Here is a 21,690-nt window from a genome sequence, read left to right on the forward strand (position 1 = left end):
GGCCGCGGGGCGGGCCCGCGCGGGGCCGTGCGGCCGTCGGGGCGCCCGCCCGGCGGTGGGGGCGGCGGGGGCGGGCGTCCTCGGGCGGTGTGCCGGGCGGGCGGGGGCCGCCCGGGGTCTCGCGTGCGCGGGGCCGGGGTGTGCTCCCCCTGCCCCCGGTGCGGCCGGGGCCTGGTACACCGCCCTGGGCGGTTCTCACCCGGCTGGGGGATGAACTCCGGGTGCCACGCGCCCAGGGCGGTGGTCGTCGGCCGGGGAGGCGTTCAGACCGCGGCCGCGCGCGCCTGCGACTCCTCGGCGATGTGGGCGGACAGCGCCTCGATGGTGGGGTGGTACCACAGCGCGGTGGTTCCGAGCTCGAAGCCGAGCCACTTCTCCATCTCGCCGGCGATGATCAGCGCGGCGGTGCTGTCGAGGTCGAGCTCGTCGAAGTACTGGTCCGGCGGGACCTCGGACGGGTCCACGCCCAGGCGCTGCGCGATCTCCTCGATCAGCCACTTCTGCGCTTCGGCGGCCGTAACCTTAACCATTTCCGATCCTCTCCGAACGGTGTGTCGCGCGCCTGCGGAGTCGACCGGGAGAACGCCCGCGGGTGCACCGCGCGGGGCGTGCGGGGGATTTCACGGGCGGGGCCCGCGGCACGCCTTCGAAACAGGTCGTGCAGGCGGCTGCGAACATAGGGCCGCAGAACCGTTCGGGCAACCGAACTCACGGTCGGCAAAACGGACTCGAGCTTCGCCGGAGAATGAGTCCGATCCGACTCGCGCCGGCTGTCGCGCGCCGACCTGCGGTCTTATCGCGTGCGGCCCCGATGCGTGGAGCCCGTGTCAGCCTGGCGCAATCATGTCAGCGGCCGTGTCAGCCACCTCTGCCGCGGAATGGGAAATGCGAAGGAAACAAATGCGGTGACGGGTACCCGGGAAATGCGGATTACGGCAGTGGGGAATAGCGAACTCCGGATGAATGACGCTGTTCCGGGGACTGTTCCGGGACTGGGGCGGGGCGAGCGGGGGTGCGCCCCGACCAGGGGTGGGGACCGGAAACCGGTCAGCGATCGCCGTGCGGGCCGGAGGAGGGATCGGCGTTCGTGGCGCGAACGGCACGGTCCCGCTCGGCGTCGTTCCCCGCGCCCTGGGCCGGAACGGCGTCGAGCTGCGCGGCGCCGGGTCCGCGCATCGCGGCGGAGCCGGGCAGCGCCCTGGCGACCGAGACCGTGTCGACTCCGGTGTCACGGGCCGCGGCGGGGCCGGGGGCCGGGGCGTCGGCGTCGGCCTCCTGGGCCGTCACCGGCAGGGGGGCCGTGATGCGGATCGGCGGGGCGCAGGCGGCGGGGTCGCCGTGGCGGCACGGGATGCTGTCGCGGCGGAGCGGCGAGGAGTGCTCCGCGCGTCTCTCCGGCGGCTGCTCGCCCTCGGCCGATCTCTGCCCGGCCAGGACCTTCTCGCGGGCGTGGGCGAGCTCCTCCCCCGGTTGGACGCCGAGTTCGGCGAGCAGGCGGACGCGGAGGTCGTCGTAGAGCCGCAGCGCGGCGGCGCGACGGCCGGAACCGGCCAGGCCGAGCATGACGCGGGCCTGGAGCGCCTCGTGCAGCGGGTCGGCGTGCGAGGCGATGGTGAGCGGTTCGATGACCCGGGCGGGCTGTCCGAGGCTGAGCGCCAGGTCGGCGAAGTCGATGGCCACATCGATGTGGCGCAGGGCGACCCGGACGACGGCGGGGTGCTGCCAGAGGGCGGGGAGGTCCTCGAGGAGACGTCCCTGCCAGCGCCGTAAGGCCCGCCCGTAGGCGTCCAGGGCGCCCGCCGGGTCGGCCGCGGCCATGCTGCCGGCCCGGGCGGAGTCGTCCTCGAACCGGCGCAGGTCCAGCGGCATCGCGCGGCTGCTGAGGACGTATCCCCCGCGCACGGTGGAGATCCAGTGGCCGTCGCCGGGGGTGACGATCCGCCGCAGCCGGGCGACGTAGGTGTACACGAGGTGCTGGTAGCCCTGAGGCGCGTCGCCGCTCCACAGGGCGTCGGCTATCTCGTCGTGACTGACGATCCGGTCGGGCTGGACCGCCAGCAGGCCGAGCAGCACGCGCTGTTTGAGCGGCATGGCCACCGTCACCCCGGCCCGCAGCACGGCGAGCGGGCCCAGCAGGCGGATCTCGTACGGCAGCCGGGACGCCGACGGGTCGCTGCCGGCGACCGCGGCGGGGTCGTAGCCCAGGACCCGGCACAGCCGGGTGAGGGTGTCCTTGCGGGGTTCGACATGGCCGCGCTCGATGTGGCGCACGGTCCTGACGCTCACCCCGGCCCGATGAGCCACCTCGTCCTGGGTCAGCCCCGCGCGGACGCGCGCCTCGCGCAGCGCGTCCCCCCACCGTCCATCAACCATCTAGTCCGCCTTTCGGGCGCCTGCGTCCGGCGACGGGCTCCGTCGAACGCGTCGAACAGGCCACTTCGATGCGGAGAGTAGCCTCAGGCGGCGCACGGCATGCCCGGATCGCGTGATCGCGCGGCAGACAATGGGATTTCGGCCTGTAACCGGTGGTAGTTCCGTGAAATCAGACGGCCGCCGCGGGCACCCGCCAACCCTCGACCACCGCGCGCAGTGTGCGTTCGTATCCGGCCTCGGCGGTCAGTCCGGGCGCCTCCTGGCCGGCGAGTTCGAGCGAGACCAGCCCGTGCGCGGTGCCCCAGCAGAACAGGGCGACCGCCTCGGCGGCCGCGCGCTCGGTGAAGCGGCCGTCCTCCTGACCGCGCCGCACGGCGTCCACGAGCGGCTGGTAGGTCTCCACGGCGTCCCTGCTGCTGTCCTCGCGCGAGGCGGCGCCGAACCGCGTCGCGGGGTCGGAGAAGAGAATCGCGTACAGATGCGGGTTCGCGAGTGCGTACTCGCGGTAGGCGAGTCCGAGGCGTACGACGTCGTCGGCGGGGTCGGCGGTGGGCTGGACCGCGCCGAGGTGCGCGACGAACAGCCGGGTGGCCTCCTGGAAGAGGCTGTCGAGCAGCCCCGCCTTGTTGCCGAACAGCGAGTAGACCGCGGTCGTCGACGTCTTCACGTCGGCCGCCAGCTGCCGCAGGCTCAGCGCCGCCACGCCGCGGTCGAAGACCGTGGCGGCCGCTCGGTGGATCAGCCGCTGGCGCAGCGCTTCGTCATGTGTCTTCGGCCTGACCATTCCCCAACAGTACCGCAACGCCGTTATGAATCACGGCCCCTGACACGTCAGCAGACATCAGTGACCCCCTCCAGCAGGTCTCGAGTGGGTCAAGGGGAAATTTCAAGCGGCATCACCGCAGGTCAGAGGGCAGCACCTGGAGCGAATCGCGTTAGACAGTGTGCAAGAGCCCTGGAGGAGGCGATAAAAACGGTGTTACGGTCGCCACGCGGCGGCCGGACACATCCGGCCAGTGACGCGCTCGCCGGACGAACTAGGGAGACCCATGTTTGAGGGGCTGGGGCGTTTCATCCACCGGAGGCGAGGGCCTCTACTCGTATTGACGCTGCTCTTCGCGGTCGTCTCGGGCGCCTACGGAGTCGGCGTCTTCGGCGACATGAAGCCAGGCGGATTCGAGGACCCGGGATCGGACAGCCGTCGCGCGGCCCAACTGGCGGAGAAGGCCTTCCCCCAGCGCGCGCCGGACGCGGTCGTCGTCTACCGCGACAAGGACCGCACGGTCGACGACCCGGGCTTCCGGGACGCGGTCGTGGGCCAGTTGGAGAAGCTGCCGAAGTCCGAGGTCACGGGCGTCGCGCACTTCTGGATGACCAAGATGCCCTCGATGGTCAGCCGGGACCGCCACGCGACCTATGTGGCGCTCAACCTCCAGGGCGACAACGACAACGCCAAGGAGGAGTCGTACAAGGCGGTCATCGACAAGCTCGCCGCGCCCGGCGTGGAGAGCCTGCGCGGCGGTCCGGTGCCGACCGGCCACCAGGCCGGCGAGGAGATCGGCAAGGACCTCGGCGCGGCCGAAGGCCTGTCCTTCCCCGTGCTGTTCATCCTCCTGGTGATCGTCTTCGGCGGACTGGCCGCGGCCTCCCTGCCGCTGGTCGTCGGCGGTCTGTCGATCCTCGGCTCGATGGCCGTCCTGCGGATCTTCGCCCAGCTCACCGACGTCTCGGTGTTCGCGATGAGCCTGGTCACGGTCCTCGGTCTCGCGGTCGCCATCGACTACGGACTGCTGATCGTGAGCCGCTACCGCGAGGAGCTGGCGCGCGGCCACAGCGGCGAGGAGGCCATCGCCCGGACCGTCGCCACGGCCGGCCGTACGGTGGTCGTCTCGGGCATCACCGTGGCGGTGGCCCTGGCCGGCATGACCTTCTTCCCCTTCGGGTTCCTGAAGTCGATGGCCTACGGCGGTGTCGCCTCGGTCGTGCTGTCGGTGTTCTTCTCCCTGATCGCGCTGCCCGCGGCGCTCGCGGTGCTGGGCCCGAAGGTCAACGCGCTGTCGCTGCGCCGCCGTTCGAAGGACACCCGGGCCAGGTCCACCGAGGAGGGCGGCTGGTACCGCCTCGCCCACGGTCTGATGCGCCGCCCGGCGATCGTGGCGGTCGGCACGCTGGCCGTGCTGCTGGCCCTGGCCGTGCCGTTCCTGCGGATCGAGTTCGGCGCCAACGACGCGCGGCAGCTGCCGAACAGCGCCGAGGGCCGCCAGGTCCACAACATGCTGGAACGCGACTTCGACGACAACGGCGTCAAGTCGATCGACTCCGTGCTCGTGCTGAAGAGCCCCGCCGGCTCCCAGGAGCAGGGCGCGGCCCTCCAGGCGTACGCCGACCGCCTCGGCCAGGTGAAGGGCGCCAAGGGCGCGCAGATCAGCGGCGCCGAGGGCACCACCGCCCGCGTCTCGGTGAACTTCGACGGAACGGCCGTCTCCCCCGAGGCCCGCGAGCTGGTGAACCGCCTCGAGGACGTGGCCCCGCCGCCCGGCGCCAAGGCCTACTTCGGCGGTGAGACGGCGGTGTTCGACGACACTCTGGACGCTCTCGGCGAGACCCTGCCGCTGATGCTGCTCTATGTCGCCGTGGCCACCTATCTGCTGCTCTTCCTCGCCTTCGGCTCGGTGCTGCTGCCGCTGAAGGCCATCCTGATGAACCTGCTGGCACTGTCGGCCACCTTCGGTGTGCTGGTCTGGATCTTCCAGGACGGCCATCTGCAGGACGTGATCCGCTTCGACCCGACCGGCAACATCGAGCCGAACATGCCGATCATGCTGTTCGCGCTGATCTTCGGACTGTCCATGGACTACGAGGTGTTCCTGGTCTCCCGGATCCGCGAGCAGTACGACCTGCTGGACGACCCGACGGCCGCCGTCGCCACCGGCCTCCAGGGCATCGGCCGCCTGATCGTGAGCGCCGCGCTGCTGATGTGCGTGCCGCTCGCGGCGATGGCGACCAGCGGTGTGCTCACCATGAAGCTCTTCGGTGTCGGCATGGTCTTCGCGATCCTGCTGGACGTGGCCGTGGTACGCATCCTGCTGGTGCCCGCCGTGATGAAGCTGCTCGGCCGGGCCGGCTGGTGGGCCCCGGGCCCGCTGGCCCGCTTCTACAGCCGCTACGGCATCAAGGAGACGGACGCCGCGCCCGAGGCCGCGAGGCCCGCGCCGGTCTCCGTCTGACCCCCGCGCCGGGGCCGGAGTGCCGACATCCCCCGCGGTACTCCGGCCCCCTTCCGAGGCCGGCGCCGAGCGCGCCGGCCCCACCGAAACCCGCTCCGTACTGCGGCGCTTGACGCGCTGTCACTGTCGGACGGTACAGTCGCACAGACGGTTAGACACCGTCTAACAGCTCGCACCTCCTGGAGGACCGGATGGCCGCGGAAAAGGCCGCACTCGGCGCGATTCTCCGCCCGATCAGGGGCAGGCTGCGGTGGGCGATCGCGGCACAGACCGTCTCGGCGATCGCCGCGGTCGTGCCGTTCATCGCCATCGCCGAACTCGGCCGGATCCTGCTCGACGACGGACCCGTCAACACCGGCGACGCCTGGACCGTCACCTGGATCGGGGCAGCAGCCCTGCTGGTCCGGCTGGCCTTCCTGCTGGCCTCGGGCGCCGTCTCCCACTACGCCGACGACAAGCTCCAGGCGCACCTGCGGAGTTCGCTCGTCGACCGCCTCGGCCGCGTTCCGCTGGGCTGGTTCTCCGCGCGTAACTCCGGTCAGGTGAAGAAGGCCGTGCAGGACGACGTGGAGGCGATGCACCACCTCGTCGCCCACTCGGTCCTCGACATCACCGCGGCCGTCGTCATCCCGACGACGTCCCTGGTCTACCTGTTCGCGGTGGACTGGCGGATGACCCTGGTGACGCTCGCCCCGCTGCTCGTCGGACTCACGCTGTACAGCGCGACCATGGCCGGCATGGCGAAGCATCTGCCCGAGTACGACCGGGCGATGGGCCGCATCAACGGCAGCGCGGTCGAGTTCGTGCAGGGCATCTCGGTCGTCAAGACCTTCGGCCAGACCCGGCGCGCCCACGGCGAGTTCGCGAGGGCCGCCGACGACTTCTCCGCCTTCTTCCTCGACTGGGTGCGCTCCACGCACGGCTCCAAGGCCGCGGCCGAGATCGTGCTCTCCCCCGTCGCCGGGCTCGCCACCACGCTGGTCGGCGGCGCGGTGTTCGTCACCCAGGGCTGGATCGACGGTGTCGATCTGCTGCCGTTCGTCCTGCTGGGAATCGGCCTGACGGCCCCGATCCTGTCGCTGTTCTACGCGAGTTACGAACTGCGCTTCGCCAAGGGCGCCGCCGAGCGGGTCGCCTCGATCCTGGACACCGAGGAACTGCCCGTCCCGGCCGCCCCCACGGCCCCCGAGGGGAACCACATCAGCTACCGGGGCGTCAGCTACTCCTACGACGGCACACGCGACGCCGTCGCCGGGATCGACCTGGAACTCGCGCCGGGCACGGTCACCGCGCTGGTCGGCCCGTCCGGGTCCGGCAAGAGCACCCTGGCCACCCTGCTCCCCCGGTTCGCGGACGTGACCGAGGGCTCCATCACCGTCGGCGGCGTCGACATCCGGAGCATGGCGCTGGAGGACCTCTACAGCCGGATCGCCTTCGTCTTCCAGGACGTACGGCTGACCCGGGACACCGTGACCGCCAACATCCGCATGGGCCGCCCCGGGGCGAGCCCGGAGGAGGTCCGCGAGGCGGCCCGCGCGGTCGGCGTCGACCATGTCCTTCAGGCGCTGCCGCGCGGCTACGACTCGGTCGTCGGCGAGGACGCCCAGCTCTCCGGCGGCGAGGCGCAGCGGGTGTCCATCGCCCGGGCCCTGCTCGCCGACACCCCGGTCATCGTCCTGGACGAGGCCGCGGCCCACGCCGACCCGCACTCGGAGGCCGAGGTGCAGGACGCGCTGTCCGTACTGACCCGAGGGAAGATCGTGCTGATGATCGCCCACCGGCTGCCCAGCGTCGTCGACGCGGACCGGATCGCCGTCCTGGACGACGGCCGCATCGTCGAGTCCGGCCGGCACGAGCAACTGCTCGCCGCCGACGGGCTGTACGCCCGCATGTGGCGGGCCCAGCAGCGCACCGCCGGCTGGCGGCCGCACGGCTCCGCGGCGACCGAGCCCGCGGGCATCACCCTGGCGGGAGGCAACAGCTGATGATCCGTCGACTCATCGACGTGGTGGGCCCCGAGCACGCCCGCCCGCTGCGCCGCATGGTCACCGGACTGGTGGCCGGCGCGGTGCTCCAGGGCATCGCCTTCGCCCTGCTCGTACCGCTGCTGGAGGCGCTCCTCGGCCCGGACCCCGACGAGGTCTGGCCGTGGATGTGGGCGCTGCTCGGCGTGGCCGCGCTGTACGGCCTGGCCTACTTCGACAGCATGCGCACCGGTTTCGCGGCGGGCGCCTCGCTCTCGCGGAGCCTGCACCACCGCATCGGCGACCGGGTGGCGGAGCTGCCGCTCGGGTGGTTCGTCCCGGAGCAGGTGGGCCGGCTCGGGCAGCTGGCCACGAAGAACGTCATGGACATCATGGGCGTGCCCGCGCATCTGCTGCGCCCGCTGGTGACCAGCTATGTGACCCCGCTGACGGTGGTCGCCGCGATGTACCTGTTCGACTGGCGGCTGGCGCTGGCGGCGACGCTGACCGTGCCGGTCATCGCGCTGGTCTACCGGTGGAGCACCCGGCTGACGGGCACCGCCGACGAGATCCGGCACGCGGCGCAGGCCGAGACCGGCGGCCGGGTGGTGGAGTACGCCCAGCTCCAGCCCGTGCTGCGGGTGTTCGGCCGCGGCGGGGCGCCGGAGTCGGGGCGGCTGGGCGACGCGCTGCGCACCCAGGCCGAGGCCTCACGGCGTTCGCTGGTCACCGGGGTGCCCGGTCTGGTCGGCTTCGCCCTGGTGATCCAGGCGGCGTTCACCGTGGTCCTGGTCACCGGCACCTATCTGGCGCTCGACGGCGACCTGGACGCCGCCCGGCTGCTGGCGGTCCTGGTGCTCGCCGTCCGGTTCACCGAACCGCTGGCGGAGACCGCGGTGCTCGGCTCGGCCCTGCGCTCGGCGCGCCACGCGCTGGAGCAGGTCGCCGAACTGCTCGCCGAGCCCACGCTGCCGCGGCCCGAGCGGCCGAGGGCGCCGGCCGACAACACGGTCTCCTTCGACGACGTCCGCTTCGGCTACGGCGACCGTCCCGTGCTGACGGGTGTGAACATGACCTTGCCGGAGGGGACGATGACCGCGCTGGTCGGCCCGTCCGGGTCCGGCAAGACCACGATCGGCAAGCTGATCCCCCGGTTCTGGGACGTCGACTCCGGCACCGTGCGGATCGGCGGTGCGGACGTGCGCGAGATCGAGCCGGAGGAGCTGATGTCCCGGATCTCCGTGGTCTTCCAGGACGTGTACCTCTTCCAGGGCACGATCCTGGAGAACATCCGCCTCGGGCGGCCCGGGGCGAGCGACGCCGAGGTCCGCGCGGCGGCACGGCTGGCCAGGGTGGACGAGATCGTTCACCGGCTCCCCGAGGGCTGGGAGGCGACCGTCGGCGAGGGCGGAGCGCTGCTGTCCGGCGGCGAGCGCCAGCGCGTCTCCATCGCGCGCGCCATCCTCAAGGACGCCCCGATCGTGCTGCTGGACGAGGCGACCTCCGCGCTCGACCCGGAGAACGAACTGGCCGTCCAGGAGGCCCTGACCGCGCTGACCGCGGGGCGGACCCTGCTGGTGATCGCGCACCGGCTGCGGACCGTCGCCGCGGCCGACCAGATCCTGTTCCTCGACGAGGGCCGGATCACCGAGAGCGGCTCGCACGACGCGCTGCTCGAACGGAACGGCAGGTACGCCTCGTTCTGGGCCGGGCGCAGCCGGGCCGGCGACTGGCGGCTCGCCCGCGAGTGGGCCTGAGGGTGTCCTGTGAATGAACTGACCGAAACACACCCGAGCGACTGACCGAAACACACCGGCGGATGTCGATACGAGTCCGCCGGTGGACCGGAACCACCCGCACATCTCCACCGGGTTGCGACCCGGCGGACACGGGATTGCCGGTTCGAGTTGCCGCTCGACTTCCGGTATTCGTCGGCCGCCCCGCCTTTCATCAGGCGCATCTACGGTTCCAGCGGCCGTCGAAAGGAATCAAGATTGGCTTTTCCCGAGGCGCATAGGCTGTTCGAGCAAGAATGCAGCAAGGCTTGAAAAGTTCATCCCTTAACAAAAAGGGGTCCAGTCGTCGCCTCAACCGCCGGGTAGCTTCCAAGAATTCACCGCACAGTACTGTTTCGAGCGGGGGCTTGAAATCAGATGTCAACGGATGATGCCAATCACTGGCGAATAGCGGCTAGAGAAAAGGAGCTCGACTCGATCCACCAGGCCCTGGTACGCGGCGGCGGAGCACTGCTCGTCGGCCCGGCCGGGGTCGGCAAGAGCAGCCTGCTGGCCAACGCGCTGCGCAGGGCCGCCGACGAGGGGCGGACCGTCCTCTCGGTCGGCGGGGCCAGCTGGAACAGCGGCACCAGGGCTCGCGGGTTCGGCTCCCTCGCCGAATGCCTCGAGTTCATGGAACCGACCACCCGGGGCACCGCACACTCCGACCATCCCATCGTGGGCATCGACGACGCCCACCTGGCCGACCCGGCCTCCAGCGACCGGCTGCACCGCCTGGTGGCGGCCGGCCGGCTGGGAGTGCTGGCCACGGCCCGGCACGACGCCCCGGCCCCGGCCGGTCTCGACCGGCTGTGGGTCGAGCGGCTCGTCGACCGCATCGAGGTGGCGCCGTTCGACTCCACCGCCCTGGACTCCGTGCTGCACGCCCGGCTCGGCGGCCATGTCGACACCTTCACCCTGGAGCGGCTGTGGAGCACCACCCACGGCAACGCCCTGATGCTCCGTGAACTCGTCGAGCACGCCCTCGAGGACGGCTCGCTGCGCTGCGTCGACGGCACCTGGAGCTGGCTGGGCCTGACCGGCGCGCCGGGCCGACGCCTCGCCGACGTCGTCCGGGTGGGGCTGCGCGGCCTCGACGCCGAGGAGAACGAACTGGTCCACATGCTCGCCCTGGCCGAGCCGCTGGAGGCGGAGATCGTCACCTCCTTCGGACTGGCCAAGGCCGCCGAGTCGCTCGACCTGCGCGGCATCGTGCGCGTCGAGCGCAGCCGGGCCCGGGTGAGCCTGCGCCTCGCGGTGCCTCTCAGCCGCGCGGTGGTGGCCTCCGGGATGTCGGACCTGACCGCGCAGCGGCTGCGCCGCGAGCTCGCCGACGCGCTCGAACGCACCGGAACCCGTCGGGAGGAGGACGTGCTGCGCATCATCTCGCTGCGCCTGGAGTCCGGTCTGGTCCCCCCGCACGAGCAGCTGCTCGCCGCGGCCCGCACCGCGATCCGCCGCCGGGACTTCCCCCTGGCGGAGCGGCTGTGCCTGGTCGGCCTCCAGGACTCCCCCTCGGACGCCGACTCCTCCTTCCACGCCCCGCTCCCCGACTCCGCGGGACACGCCGCCCTCGTACGCCGCGTCGTGACACGAGCGAGCGCCCTGGGCCCGGCCGGGGCGGGGGACCGTATCCGCGCCGCCCTGCTGCTGGGCCAGGTGCTGGTCGGCAAGGGTGCGTTCGAGGACGCCGACCAGGTGCTGGCGGCGGGCATGGGCACCGACGTGCCCCTGCCGCTCGACGAGTACGTCAGCGCCGTGCACACCCGGGTCATCAACATGGCCTGGTCCCTGCGCCGCATCGCCGACGCCGAGGCGGTCCTCACCCACGCCGTCGCCGCCGTGGGCCCGGGCAACGCCGGTGTCCTGGACGCCAGCCGGGCGGTCATCGCCGTACTGTCCGACCGGCTCCAGGAGGCCGTCGCCATCGGGGACGAGGTGCTCGGGGCACCGGATCCCGCCGATGTCGCCGTGGCTCCCGTGCTGCTGCCCACCGTGGCGTTCGCCCGTGCCGAGGTGGGCGACCCGGCGGGCGCGCTGGCGCTGGTGCGGCGCTACCAGGACGCCTCGGCGGACTGGGACGTCGACGCCCGGCTCATCACGGGCGCGGTCTCCGCGCGTTGCTCCTACCTGCTCGGCCATCTGCGCGGCGCCGCCGACGCGCTCGACACCATGCACCGCGACCTGTTCGACACCCGGCCCATGATGATGCAGAGCGTGCTCGACCACGCCCGGGTGCTGCGGCTGCTCGGCCGGCCCGAGCAGGCGGTCACGCTGCTGCGGCAGACCATCGCCGCGGAGGCGCCGCTGGAGTACCCCACGGCGCAGGCCTGGCCGCTGGCCCAGCTCGCGGGCGCGCTCGCCGAGTCGGGCCGCTGCGCGGAGGCGCTGCGCACCCTGGTGGAGATCCGCGCGGCCCGCGGCGGCGCGGTGCCCTCCCCCGTCGCCGAGGACGAGATCGCCTACGAGCACGCCCTGGTCCGCGCCCACTCCGGCGACCGGACCGGCGCCGTGGCCCAGGCGCTGGCGGTGGCCGAGCGGGCCCGGGACGCCGGCCGTGTCGTGCGGGCCGTGTTCGCCCTGCATCTCGCGGCCCGTATCACCGAGGGCGCCGCCGTACGCCGTCCCGACCTGGGTCTGCTGGAGGTGGCCCGGCGGGCGGGCGGGATCGTGGAGGTGGTCGGCGACCACATCCGGGCGCTCGCGGAGTCGGACGGGGCCGCCCTGCACCGGGTCTCCGAGCGGCTGCGCGACATGGGCGCGCTGCCGCTGGCCGCGGAGGCCGCGGCACAGGCCGCCCGGGCCTTCAAGACCGCGGGCCAGCGGCGCAAGGGCCGCGAGGCCACGGCCGCCTGCACGGAGCTGCTGCGCGCGCCGAGCGCGGTACTGCCTCCGTGGCTGACCCCGGAGAGCCCCCGCCAGCAGGAACTCGCCCCGCTCACCCCACGGGAGCGGGAGGTCGCCGCGCTGGCCGCCACGGGGCTGTCCAACCGGGACATCGCCGGGCGTCTGGTGGTCTCCGTGCGCACGGTGGAGAACCATCTGCACCGCATCTATCACAAGCTCGGCATCACCGCCCGCAGTCATCTGCTGCGGGGACTTCAGGGCGCGTCCCTGCTGTCGGAGGGCGCTCCCGCCCTGCCCCGGCAGCGTTCCTGGCAGTCCGGCGGCGATCCGGCACCGCCGCGCCGGCACACCACGGAGGCGGCCATGCTGCTGGGCGGGCCGCTGTCGCTGCTGGCCCGTCCGGAGGGGGCCCGTGCCTACGCCCCCTCGCCCCGTCAGGCCGGGCCGGGCCGTACGACCTGACCCTCGCCGCCGCAGCGGAGCCGCCGGCTGATCCCTTGTCAGCCGGCGGCTCCGGTCGCTCGTCGGGCGGGTCAGCGGCCCGTCGGGGCGGGCAGCATCCCGTTGCGCACGAAGTAGCCGACGTAGGCGGCGAACACCCGGTCGTCGATGTCCGGGCAGGTCACGTCCGTGCCCTTGAGCCGCTCACGGGTGAGCTCGTCGGCGAACTCGGCGAGTTCGGTCTTCTCGGTGTCCACGAGGACCCGCATCAGCGGCAGCATGGAGTTGTTGACGTCCGCGGCGACGGCCTTCATCCAGCGCAGTGTGCTGGTCTCCTTGAGGTCGTAGCCCGCCCGGCGCAGCAGACCGAGCAGTTCGTCGGCGTCCAGGGAGCGGGGGCTGACCTGGTGGTAGACACCGCCGAGCGCCTCGGGGTCGCGGGACAGGGCGACGATGGCGGCGCTGACGTAGTCGATCGGCACCATGTTCATGCGCAGCCGGAACCGGCGCGGGTACACACCGGTCTGGATGGCGCCCTTCATGAACCGCCAGACGAAGTCGTTGGGCTGGCACGCGCCGCTGCGCGAGTCGCCCCAGACCTGGCCGGGCCGGTGGATGGTCACGGGCACACCGCGGCGCCGGGCCTGAAGCACCAGCTGCTCGGAGACCCACTTGCTCTTGGTGTAGCCGAGGGCGAGGTCCTCCGGCGGGCCGGTGCGGCCGAGTTCGCCGCGCGGGGTGCCGTCCTCGGCGGGCAGGAACACACCCGTGGTGGAGACGTGGTGCAGGGTGGCGCGGGCGGCCTGCGAGAACCGCAGGACCTCGTGGGTGGCGTCCACGGTGGCCTTGCGCAGCCACTTGTAGACGGTGAGGAAGTTGACCTTGGCGGCGGCGTGGTAGACGGCGTCGACCCGGGCGGCGAGGGCGGCGTGGGCCTCGTCGGTCATGCCCAGCCGCGGCTGGGCCACGTCCCCGGTGTGCACCCGGACACGGTCCAGGTCGAGGCGCAGGCCTTCCAGGAGGTCGTAGCGCTCCAGGTTGGCGGTGAGCCGGGTGCGGGCGGTCTCCGCGTTCTTGCCCCGGACGAGGCAGTGCACGACGAGGCCGCGCTCCAGCAGGTCGCGCAGCAGGAACGCCCCGAGGAAGCCGGTCGCGCCGGTGAGCAGGACCTCGGACACGTCCTGCGGCGCGGGCGCGTCGTAGCCGGTGATGTCGTCGGCCAGCACGGTGTCGGCGTCGAACTCCTCGGCGACGCCTTTGAGTGTCGTCGAAGTCATGGTGTGTTTCCGTTCCTTCCGGATGGCGTTCCGGCTCCCGGCCGGGTCGCCGGGAGCGGCGTGCGCGTCCGGTGCCGGGCGCGCAGGGCTCCGCCCGTCGCGGCCGGGGGCGGGCGACGGGCGGAGTGCGGGGCGCTGGACCTGTCCGCGGGGCGGGCAGGCATGTGTCGGGTGTTCTCCGGGCCCGTCCGGGCCGCGTGCCGCGGGCGGCCGGTGGCCGGACGGGCCCGGGGCGTCAGATCGCGGCTGCGCGGGCGACCGCCTCGCCGAGCAGCGACAGCGCCTCCTTGATCTCCTGGTCGCCGGCGACGATCGGCGGCAGCAGCCGGATGGTGGTGGGCCGGCTGATGCACGGCGACACCACGAGACCGAGCTGCGCGAGCCCGGTCAGGACCTCGCCGGCCATCTCCGGGGAGCGGAAGTCCATGCCCCACAGCAGGCCGCGCCCGCGCACCTCGACCAGCGCGTCGGGGTACTGCTCGCGCAGGGCCTCGAGGCCCTCGCGCAGCGCCGACTCGACGCGTTCGCCGTTGCCCGCCTGCCGCTCGATGGCCTCCAGCGCCACCGGGATCACCGCGGTGCCCAGCGGGTGACCGCTGAAGGTGGCGGTGTGCAGCAGCGGGTCGGACAGCAGGGGCGCGTACAACTTGTCGTTGCACACGGCGGCCGAGACCGGCACGACTCCGCCGCCGAGCGGCTTGCCGAGCAGGACGGCGTCCACCGGCAGCCCGGCGTCCAGCGCGACCGAGCGCGGGCCGCAGCGGCGCAGGCCGACCTGGATCTCGTCGGCGACGACCAGCGCGCCGGCCGCGTGCGCGTCCTCGCACCAGCGGGCGAGGACGGCCTCGTCGAGCAGGCGTACGCCGTTCTCGGCCTGCACCGGCTCGAAGATCACCGCGGCCACGTCGTGCTCGCGCACGGCGTTCGCCACGGCCTCCGGGTCGTCCGGCGAGACATGGACGACACCCTGGAGAAGGGGTTCGATGCCCTTCTTGAAGCGGGGGTTGTCGGTCAGCGCGAGCGCGCCGAGGGTCTTGCCGTGGAACGCCCCCTGCACCGCGACCACGGTCATCCGGCCGGTGGCCATCCGGGCGAGCTTGACGGACACCTCGACGGCGTCGGCCCCGCCGCAGCCGAAGAACACGCGGTCCAGGCCGCCGCCGAGGTACTCGGTCAGCGTCTGCGCGGCCAGCGGCGGCACCGGGCTCTGCACGGTCCGGGTGGAGGTGGTCATCACGTCGAGCCGGTCGCGCACGGCCGCCACGACGTCCGGGTGGCGGTGCCCGAGCAGGGCGACCGCGTAGCTGCCGAAGTCCAGCACCGAGCGCCCGTCGGACAGGACGACACGGCAGTGCTCGGCGAAGGCCTCGACCGCGCCCTGGCCGGTGAACTTCCCGGCGACGGCGAGGGCGGGCGAGAAGTGGCGCTTGACGCGACGGAAGGTCTCCTTGGCGTCGGCCGCAGGCAAAGCGCTCATGTCCGTCAGGCCTCCCGGCTCCGGTCGACGATGCCCTGCTGGTAGCTCTCCAGCGCCCTGGCCACGGCGGGGTGGATCATCTCCTCCACCATGGGCAGGCCGACGTCGAACTCCACGTTGAGCTCCAGCGCGGTGCCCTCGGCGTCCTCGTGGACCTGCCAGTAGCCCTCGTAGTGGGCGAGGTCACCGTCGGTCTGCCGGAACGCGAAGCGGCGGGCGGCGGGGTCCAGGACGTCCTCCTGGTCCCACTCCATCTCGGAGCCCTTGAGCTCCACGATCCAGCTGCTGGTGCGCTTGTCGCCGTCCTCCCCGGTGACGGTCACCTCGTTGACGCCGTCCATGAACTCCGGGTACGTAGCGATCTCCCGGAGCACGGACCACACCTGATCGGGTGTGCCACCGCCTCGCAGGGTGGTGTGCAGTACGGCCATGAAGTCTTCCCTTTCTCACTGTGCGAGGTGCCCCGGGCGGCGGGCCCGCGGCCGGGTCGTGTGCCGGCGCGGGGCCGGACGGGTCAGGCGGAGTCCCGGTCGCGTGCGCCGGTGCGGGCCTCCAGGAGCGTCAGCAGGCGGTCCATCTCCGAGCGCAGCATCCGCTGCTGGGAGGTCAGTTCCTCCACACGCAGCCGCAGCCGCAGCAGTTCGTGGCCGGGCTCCTCCGGTGCCGCGGACGCCTCAGGGGCCGCCGGGTGCGCGAGGGGGGCGGTGGTGGCCCGGCCGGCGGCCGCCTGGCTGAGCAGGCGCACATTGCCGGGCAGGACCGCGCGGGAGCCGAGGCCGGCGTGCTCGGCGCCCCGGTACGGGGAGTCCTGGACCGCGCGTGCCTCGGTGGGGCGGCCGCAGCGCTGGAGGGCGAGGGCGAGCTGCTCACGGAGGCGGCGGCGCAGCGGGTGGGCCGCCACCAGTTCCTCGAGGCGGGCCACGACCCGCTGGTGCTCGCCCATGCGCAGCGACGCGTCGCACAGATCCTCCAGCGCCAGCATCCGCTCCTCCTCCAGACGGGCGGCGGCGGGCGCGCACAGCGGGCCGTGCGGGCCGCCGTCGAGCGCGGGGCCGCGCCACAGCGACAGGGCCCGGCGAAGCAGTACGGACGCGCCGCCCGGGTCGTTCTCCAGCTGGCGGCGGGCGCGGGTGACCTGGAGCCGGAACCGGACGCTGTCCAGTTCGTCGGGGCGCGCCTGGAGCACATAGCCGGCTCCCCGGGCCACCAGGCGCGGCGAGTTGGCCCGCGCCGGTTCGGCCTCGACGAGGTGCTGGCGCAGCCGTGACACGTGCGCCTGAAGGGCGTTGCCGGCCTTCTCGGGCGCGTCCTCGCCCCACAGCTCGCGGATCAGCTCGTCGGTCGGCACCGGCGTTCCCGTGCGCACCAGCAACGCGCCCAGCAGGACGCGCTGTTTGGGACTTGTCAGCCGTACGCCGCACCGCCTGGTGTCGTCGTAGATCCCAGGGGTCCCCAGTACCCGGAACTGCATCCAAACCTCCACCGGTGTCACGGGTCGCACCGAGCGACACCCTGAGGTCATCACGCGGGAGGGGGTGGGTGCATGAGTGCTCAGGTACTCCAAAGCCGTACGGCCGTGGGGCCGGTGCGGGCCTGTGTGCGGGCGCCCTCGGACGTGGGGAGCGGCCGTGTGTGAGTGGTGCGCACTCACGCCCGGTCCGGGCCGCTCATGGTCCGCTGATGCTGAACTCACCCCGCTATGAAGGGAGTTGGTGGCATGCCTCGATGGGATGCCGAAGCCGCGGTCGTGGGGCTCGGCGCGTGGGGCGCGGCGGCGCTGTGGCGGCTGGCGGTGCGGGGGGTGGACGTCCTCGGATTCGAGCGCCGCACGCCCGGTCACGCGCTCGGCTCGTCGCACGGCGGCCCGCACATGTTCCGGCTGGCCTGCGCGGAGCACCCCGGCCTCGTCCCGCTGGCCCTGCGCTCGCGCGAGCTGTGGACGGAGCTGGACGGGGCACGCGGGGACCGGGTGTTCCAGCCGTGCGGCGGTCTGTCGATCGGCCCGGAGGCCGGGCCTGTCGCCGGCGGCGCGCTGCGGGCGGCCCACGCGCACGGCCTGAAGGTGCGTACGTTCACCGCGAACGCGCTGCGTATGCAGTACCCGAGGCACACCGGTGTGCCCGGTCATCACACGGGCGTGTGGGACCCGGGTGCGGGTCTGGTGCACGCGGAGCGGGCCGTGCGGGCCATGGTGGCGCAGGCACGCGACGCGGGCGCCCGGCTGTATCCGGACACCCGGGTGCTCCAGGCGGAGGTGGTGACCGGGGGCGTTCATCTGCGGACTCCTCAGAGGCTGGTGAAGGTGCGTCACCTGGTGGTGGCGGCCGGCTCGTGGCTGCCGGCGGCGCTGTCCGGGCTGCCGCTCGCGACCGTGCGGGCGCCGTTCACCCGGTTCCGGCCGATCGAGCCGGACGGCAGCTTCGACCTGGAGGTGTTCCCGGCGTTCCGGCGCGAGCTGGACGACGCCCGGGTGCTCTGGGGCAGCGGCGAGGAGGGCGGGTACGGTGTCCGGCTCGGTCTGGAGGATCTGCGGCTGACGCCGAAGCCGCTGGACCCGGAGGACACCGACCGTTCGGTGACGCCGGACGACTGGCAGGACGTGGCCAGGCTGCTGCCCGCGAAGGTGCCGGGCCTGCAGAGCCCGCCGTCGCGGATCACGGTGGGCACCCAGACGCGCACCCCGGACGGGCTGCCGCTGCTCGGGGCCGTCGGCGACGACACCCGCATCCTGCTCGCGGCCGGCGCCGGGTCCCACGGTCCGGCCCACGCACCGGGAGCCGGTGAGGCGGTGGCGGACCTGGTGCGGGGCGAACGCCCGGGTACGCCCGTGGAGTTCCTGTCGCCGGGACGTTTCGGCTGAGCGGCGCACGGCATCGGCCTGGCCGGCGGGCAGCCGTTCAGGCCGTGGCGCCGTCGCGCACCGCGGCAGGCCGGTCCCGCTCGGGCTGCAGCGCCTTGCGGCAGACGCGCTCCCCCACCCAGGCGACCAGGTTGCGCGGGCGGCGCGGGTTGAAGTGGGCCATGAACGCGTTGCCCGCCCCCGGAGTGGCATAGGCCCGGTTGCGCTCCAGCGCCCGCAGCCCGGCCCGCACCACGGGCTCCGGAGTGGTGAACCGGCCCACGACGGCCGCGTTGCGGGTGCCGATCACCTCGAAGAACCGGGTCTCCACCGGCCCCGGGCACAGGGCGGTGACATGGACGCCGCGCCCGCGGAGCTCCTGGCGCAGCGCGAGCGAGAAGTTGAGCACGAAGGTCTTGCCGGCGCTGTACACCGCCAGGTACGGGCTGGGCTGGTACCCGGCGGTGGAGCCGACGTTGAGCACCTTGCCGCCGCCCCGCGCGAGCATGCCGGGCAGGACGGCGTGGGTGAGGTCGACGAGCGCGACCACGTTCACCATCAGCTGGTCGTGGTCACGGCCCGGGTCGATCTCCTCGAAGCGGCCGGTGGTGCCGAACCCCGCGTTGTTGATCAGGACGTCCACCCGGAGTCCGCGCTCCGCGAGTTCCTCGGCGACCCGGCGGCCCGCGTCGGCCCGCGACAGGTCCGCCACCAGGACGTGCGTCTTGACGCCATGGACGGCGCCGATCCGCTCGGCGAGCGACTCCAGCCGGTCACGGGAGCGGGCGAGCAGGATCACGTCGTGCCCCCGGGCGGCGAGCTGGATCGCGAACTCGCTGCCGAGTCCGGAGGAGGCTCCGGTGACGAGGGCGGTCGGACCGGCCGTGCTGTCCATGTCTGGATCCCCATTCGGCTCTGCGGCGGCGGGCGGGCGACACGCTAGTCAGCGGTTCGCGGGGCACGCCCGTGCCCTGACAGAGGCTGACGCCGTCCGGCGGGCGGGGATCCGCCCGACATGCCCTGCGCGCGCCCGTCCTCCTCGTCGAGTGCAAGCCGCAGAGCGAGAAGGTGCCCTCGGAGCCGCGCAGGCCGTCCGGGGAGGCGGCGGGGTCGTACGCGGCACATGTCCCTACGACGATCCGGTGCGCGTGTCGGGCGGGCCGGCGGGGAGGGGCCGGAGAGGTGAGCCACCAGCCCGCCTCGTCACGCCGTCTCATCTACACTATTCCATGGATTTATGGAGGATGGCATGGCGAAGGACACCCCGACCGACTCGAAGGCACGGCTCTATGACGCGTTCGCGGCCAGCGGCAAGGCCCTGGCCAGCGGAAAGCGCCTGGAACTGCTCGATCTGCTGGCCCAGGGCGAGCGCACGGTCGACGCCCTGGCCAAGGCGGCGGGGCTGAACCTGACCACCGCCTCCGCGCATCTCCAGACCCTCAAGCAGGCCGGCTTCGTCGCCACCCGCCGCGCGGGCGTACGCATCCACTACCGGCTCGCCGGTGAGGACGTGGCCCAGCTGTTCGCGCTGCTGCGCAAGGTCGCAGAGGCCCACCAGTCCGCCGTGCCCGCGGCCCGGGACGCCTACCTCGGCGAGGACGAGGCGCCGGAGGTCGGCCGCGAGGAGCTGCGCGCCCGGGTGGCGGCGGGGGACGTGGTGCTGCTGGACGTACGGCCGGCCGAGGAGTACCGGGCCGGGCACATCCCCGGCGCCCGCTCCATCCCGGTCGGGGAACTGGCCGACCGGATCGGCGAGTTGCCCGAGGGGACGGAGATCGTCGTCTACTGCCGCGGCGAGTACTGCGTACTGGCCCATGACGCGGTACGCCTGCTGACCGGCCACGGCCGCCGCGCGATCCGTCTGAACGACGGGATGCTGGAGTGGCGCCTGGCCGAACTGCCCGTAGACGAAGGGGACTCGGCGTGAGCCCAGCGCCCCGGAGGCCGTCCCGCTTCCCGCGGGAGCGCGCGCACCGTCCCGGGAGGCCGTCACGCTCCACGCGGGAGCGCGCGCACCGTCCCGGCAGCACCGTACCGGCGCCACCCGCACCCGTCGGGCCCGCGCACCCAGCCACCCGGAAGGGCGCATGACCAGACCCGTACCGGCCGCCGGCACCCGAGGCGGCCTCATATCCGACGTCCCCGACGCCGACCAGGCGCAGCGCCGCATCCTGCGGGTGCTCGTCGCCTCCCAGGTCCTCAGCGGTGCCGGTCTCGCGGCCGGTGTCACCGTGGGGGCCCTGCTCGCCCAGGACATGCTCGGCACGACGAGCCTGGCCGGACTGCCCAGCGCCCTGTTCACCGCCGGCTCCGCGCTGACCGCCGTCACGATCGGCCGGGTCTCGCAGTCGCACGGCCGCCGCCCCGGCCTCGCCGCCGGGTATCTCGCCGGGGCCGTCGGCAGCGGCCTGGTGATCGCGGCCGCCGTGCTGGACAGCCCGGTGCTGCTGTTCGTCGCCCTGTTCGTGTACGGCGCCGGCACCGCCACCAACCTCCAGGCCCGGTACGCCGGGGCCGACCTCGCCCGCCCCGACCACCGCGCCCGTGCCCTGTCCCGGGTCCTGGTCGCCACCACCCTCGGCGGTGTCGCGGGCCCCAACCTGGCAGCCCCCATGGGCGACTTCGCCGAACCCCTGGGCATCCCCCGGCTGGCCGGGCCCTTCCTGCTGTCCGGCGCCGCCTACGCCCTGGCCGCGCTGGTGCTGGCGGTCTGGCTGCGGCCGGACCCGCTGCTGACGGCCCGCGCCGTGGCCGCCGCCGAACCCGCCGGCGGCGCGGGAGCCACCGCGAAGGCCTCCACCGTGTCGGAGCGCGACGGCCGGGGCGGCGTGGTGCTCGGCGGGCTCGTCATGGTGCTGACCCAGCTGGTGATGGTCGCGATCATGACGATGACGCCGATCCACATGGCCGAGCACGGCCATGGCACGGCCGCCTCCGGGCTGGTGATCGCGATCCACATCGGCGCCATGTACCTGCCCTCGCCGCTCACCGGCTGGCTCGTCGACCGGTACGGCCGGCTGCGGATCGCCGCCGCGTCCGGCCTCACCCTGCTGGCCGCCGGTGTCCTCGCCGCCATGGCACCGGCCGACTCGCTGGCGCTGCTCACTCTGGCCCTGGCCCTGCTCGGACTCGGCTGGAACCTGGGGCTGGTGTCCGGCACCGCGATCATCACCGACGCGGTGCCGCTGGCCAACCGCGCCCGTACGCAGGGCATGGTCGACGTGTCCATCGCCGTCGCCGGGGCCACCGGCGGCATGGCCTCCGGCTTCCTGGTCGCCGTCGGCAGCTACCCCGTCCTCGCCCTCACCGGCGGCGTGCTCGCCCTCGCCCTGCTGCCGGCCGTCGCGGCGACGGCGTACCGGCGCTGACGCCCGGCAGGGCGCAGCGCGCCCCGTGGCACGAGAACACCACCGGCCCGCTCACCCGGCCGGTCGCCGGAGCGCGGTACCCCTCACCGCGCTTTGACACGC

General features: G+C 73.3%; 15 protein-coding genes. 7 read left to right on the forward strand and 8 right to left on the reverse strand.

The annotated features are described in order from the left end of the window. Nucleotides 1-263: 263 nt before the first annotated feature. The 3 genes from ACZ6SQ_RS07590 to ACZ6SQ_RS07600 all read right to left on the reverse strand — a co-directional run bounded on the left by ACZ6SQ_RS07590 (nucleotide 264) and on the right by ACZ6SQ_RS07600 (nucleotide 3,157). The gene (locus ACZ6SQ_RS07590; protein ID WP_386382340.1) at nucleotides 264-530 is read right to left on the reverse strand and encodes an acyl carrier protein; all 267 of its coding nucleotides are present in this window, start codon (nucleotides 528-530) and stop codon (nucleotides 264-266) included. A gap of 517 nt (nucleotides 531-1,047) precedes the next feature. After that, nucleotides 1,048-2,373 carry a BTAD domain-containing putative transcriptional regulator gene (locus ACZ6SQ_RS07595; RefSeq protein ID WP_469557669.1) on the reverse strand — a complete coding sequence of 442 codons (1,326 nt, stop codon included), beginning with the start codon at nucleotides 2,371-2,373 and terminating at the stop codon, nucleotides 1,048-1,050. A gap of 169 nt (nucleotides 2,374-2,542) precedes the next feature. After that, nucleotides 2,543-3,157 carry a TetR/AcrR family transcriptional regulator gene (locus ACZ6SQ_RS07600; protein WP_469557671.1) on the reverse strand — a complete coding sequence of 205 codons (615 nt, stop codon included), beginning with the start codon at nucleotides 3,155-3,157 and terminating at the stop codon, nucleotides 2,543-2,545. Between the two features lie 319 nt (nucleotides 3,158-3,476). Here ACZ6SQ_RS07600 and ACZ6SQ_RS07605 point away from each other — a divergent pair, with 319 nt between their 5' ends. From ACZ6SQ_RS07605 to ACZ6SQ_RS07620, 4 genes are all read left to right on the forward strand, one after another. Beyond that, on the forward strand, nucleotides 3,477-5,600 hold the full coding sequence (locus ACZ6SQ_RS07605; RefSeq protein WP_469557673.1) for an MMPL family transporter: 2,124 nt from the start codon (nucleotides 3,477-3,479) through the stop codon (nucleotides 5,598-5,600). 191 nt (nucleotides 5,601-5,791) lie between these two features. Then, complete coding sequence (locus ACZ6SQ_RS07610; protein WP_469557674.1) at nucleotides 5,792-7,585, forward strand: ABC transporter ATP-binding protein; 1,794 nt, start codon at nucleotides 5,792-5,794, stop codon at nucleotides 7,583-7,585. Further along, complete coding sequence (locus tag ACZ6SQ_RS07615; RefSeq protein ID WP_469557676.1) at nucleotides 7,585-9,321, forward strand: ABC transporter ATP-binding protein; 1,737 nt, start codon at nucleotides 7,585-7,587, stop codon at nucleotides 9,319-9,321. The genes ACZ6SQ_RS07610 and ACZ6SQ_RS07615 overlap by 1 nt, the downstream gene beginning before the upstream one ends. A gap of 396 nt (nucleotides 9,322-9,717) precedes the next feature. Then, a complete protein-coding gene (locus ACZ6SQ_RS07620) occupies nucleotides 9,718-12,648 on the forward strand; it encodes a helix-turn-helix transcriptional regulator (protein ID WP_469557678.1) in 2,931 nt (976 codons plus the stop codon). Between the two features lie 71 nt (nucleotides 12,649-12,719). On the opposite strand, the gene ACZ6SQ_RS07625 is transcribed toward ACZ6SQ_RS07620, so the two are convergent. The 4 genes from ACZ6SQ_RS07625 to ACZ6SQ_RS07640 all read right to left on the reverse strand — a co-directional run bounded on the left by ACZ6SQ_RS07625 (nucleotide 12,720) and on the right by ACZ6SQ_RS07640 (nucleotide 16,852). Next, entirely contained in the window at nucleotides 12,720-13,904 is a 1,185-nt protein-coding gene (locus ACZ6SQ_RS07625) for a thioester reductase domain-containing protein (protein WP_469557680.1), read from the reverse strand. 235 nt (nucleotides 13,905-14,139) lie between these two features. After that, on the reverse strand, nucleotides 14,140-15,381 hold the full coding sequence (locus ACZ6SQ_RS07630; protein WP_469557683.1) for an aspartate aminotransferase family protein: 1,242 nt from the start codon (nucleotides 15,379-15,381) through the stop codon (nucleotides 14,140-14,142). A 5-nt stretch (nucleotides 15,382-15,386) separates the two neighbouring features. After that, complete coding sequence (locus ACZ6SQ_RS07635; RefSeq protein WP_386382313.1) at nucleotides 15,387-15,812, reverse strand: type II toxin-antitoxin system RatA family toxin; 426 nt, start codon at nucleotides 15,810-15,812, stop codon at nucleotides 15,387-15,389. An 83-nt stretch (nucleotides 15,813-15,895) separates the two neighbouring features. Beyond that, nucleotides 15,896-16,852 carry an AfsR/SARP family transcriptional regulator gene (locus ACZ6SQ_RS07640; protein ID WP_469557685.1) on the reverse strand — a complete coding sequence of 319 codons (957 nt, stop codon included), beginning with the start codon at nucleotides 16,850-16,852 and terminating at the stop codon, nucleotides 15,896-15,898. A 246-nt stretch (nucleotides 16,853-17,098) separates the two neighbouring features. On the opposite strand from ACZ6SQ_RS07640, the gene ACZ6SQ_RS07645 reads away from it, so the two are divergent. Beyond that, nucleotides 17,099-18,241, forward strand: a complete 1,143-nt coding sequence (locus tag ACZ6SQ_RS07645; RefSeq protein ID WP_469557687.1) for an FAD-dependent oxidoreductase — start codon at nucleotides 17,099-17,101, stop codon at nucleotides 18,239-18,241. A gap of 37 nt (nucleotides 18,242-18,278) precedes the next feature. Here ACZ6SQ_RS07645 and ACZ6SQ_RS07650 read toward each other — a convergent pair whose 3' ends face one another. Next, the gene (locus ACZ6SQ_RS07650) at nucleotides 18,279-19,115 is read right to left on the reverse strand and encodes an SDR family NAD(P)-dependent oxidoreductase (protein ID WP_469557690.1); all 837 of its coding nucleotides are present in this window, start codon (nucleotides 19,113-19,115) and stop codon (nucleotides 18,279-18,281) included. Between the two features lie 354 nt (nucleotides 19,116-19,469). Between ACZ6SQ_RS07650 and ACZ6SQ_RS07655 the strand changes: the two genes are divergently transcribed. Beyond that, nucleotides 19,470-20,147: an ArsR/SmtB family transcription factor gene (locus tag ACZ6SQ_RS07655; RefSeq protein ID WP_469557692.1), complete on the forward strand. Its 678-nt coding sequence runs from the start codon at nucleotides 19,470-19,472 to the stop codon at nucleotides 20,145-20,147. Between the two features lie 160 nt (nucleotides 20,148-20,307). Beyond that, complete coding sequence (locus ACZ6SQ_RS07660; RefSeq protein ID WP_469557694.1) at nucleotides 20,308-21,588, forward strand: MFS transporter; 1,281 nt, start codon at nucleotides 20,308-20,310, stop codon at nucleotides 21,586-21,588. The last annotated feature ends 102 nt before the right edge of the window (nucleotides 21,589-21,690 follow it).

The organism is Streptomyces sp. NPDC048600, assembly GCF_055587025.1.

What these genes read in the sequence shown, in the direction of transcription:
- ACZ6SQ_RS07590 (WP_386382340.1), bottom strand. Translation starts at nt 530, where the DNA reads ATGGTTAAGGTTACGGCCGCCGAAGCGCAGAAGTGGCTGATCGAGGAG.
- ACZ6SQ_RS07595 (WP_469557669.1), bottom strand. Translation starts at nt 2,373, where the DNA reads ATGGTTGATGGACGGTGGGGGGACGCGCTGCGCGAGGCGCGCGTCCGC.
- ACZ6SQ_RS07600 (WP_469557671.1), bottom strand. Translation starts at nt 3,157, where the DNA reads ATGGTCAGGCCGAAGACACATGACGAAGCGCTGCGCCAGCGGCTGATC.
- ACZ6SQ_RS07610 (WP_469557674.1), top strand. Translation starts at nt 5,792, where the DNA reads ATGGCCGCGGAAAAGGCCGCACTCGGCGCGATTCTCCGCCCGATCAGG.
- ACZ6SQ_RS07615 (WP_469557676.1), top strand. Translation starts at nt 7,585, where the DNA reads ATGATCCGTCGACTCATCGACGTGGTGGGCCCCGAGCACGCCCGCCCG.
- ACZ6SQ_RS07620 (WP_469557678.1), top strand. Translation starts at nt 9,718, where the DNA reads ATGTCAACGGATGATGCCAATCACTGGCGAATAGCGGCTAGAGAAAAG.
- ACZ6SQ_RS07625 (WP_469557680.1), bottom strand. Translation starts at nt 13,904, where the DNA reads ATGACTTCGACGACACTCAAAGGCGTCGCCGAGGAGTTCGACGCCGAC.
- ACZ6SQ_RS07630 (WP_469557683.1), bottom strand. Translation starts at nt 15,381, where the DNA reads ATGAGCGCTTTGCCTGCGGCCGACGCCAAGGAGACCTTCCGTCGCGTC.
- ACZ6SQ_RS07635 (WP_386382313.1), bottom strand. Translation starts at nt 15,812, where the DNA reads ATGGCCGTACTGCACACCACCCTGCGAGGCGGTGGCACACCCGATCAG.
- ACZ6SQ_RS07640 (WP_469557685.1), bottom strand. Translation starts at nt 16,852, where the DNA reads ATGCAGTTCCGGGTACTGGGGACCCCTGGGATCTACGACGACACCAGG.
- ACZ6SQ_RS07645 (WP_469557687.1), top strand. Translation starts at nt 17,099, where the DNA reads ATGCCTCGATGGGATGCCGAAGCCGCGGTCGTGGGGCTCGGCGCGTGG.
- ACZ6SQ_RS07650 (WP_469557690.1), bottom strand. Translation starts at nt 19,115, where the DNA reads ATGGACAGCACGGCCGGTCCGACCGCCCTCGTCACCGGAGCCTCCTCC.
- ACZ6SQ_RS07655 (WP_469557692.1), top strand. Translation starts at nt 19,470, where the DNA reads ATGGCGAAGGACACCCCGACCGACTCGAAGGCACGGCTCTATGACGCG.
- ACZ6SQ_RS07660 (WP_469557694.1), top strand. Translation starts at nt 20,308, where the DNA reads ATGACCAGACCCGTACCGGCCGCCGGCACCCGAGGCGGCCTCATATCC.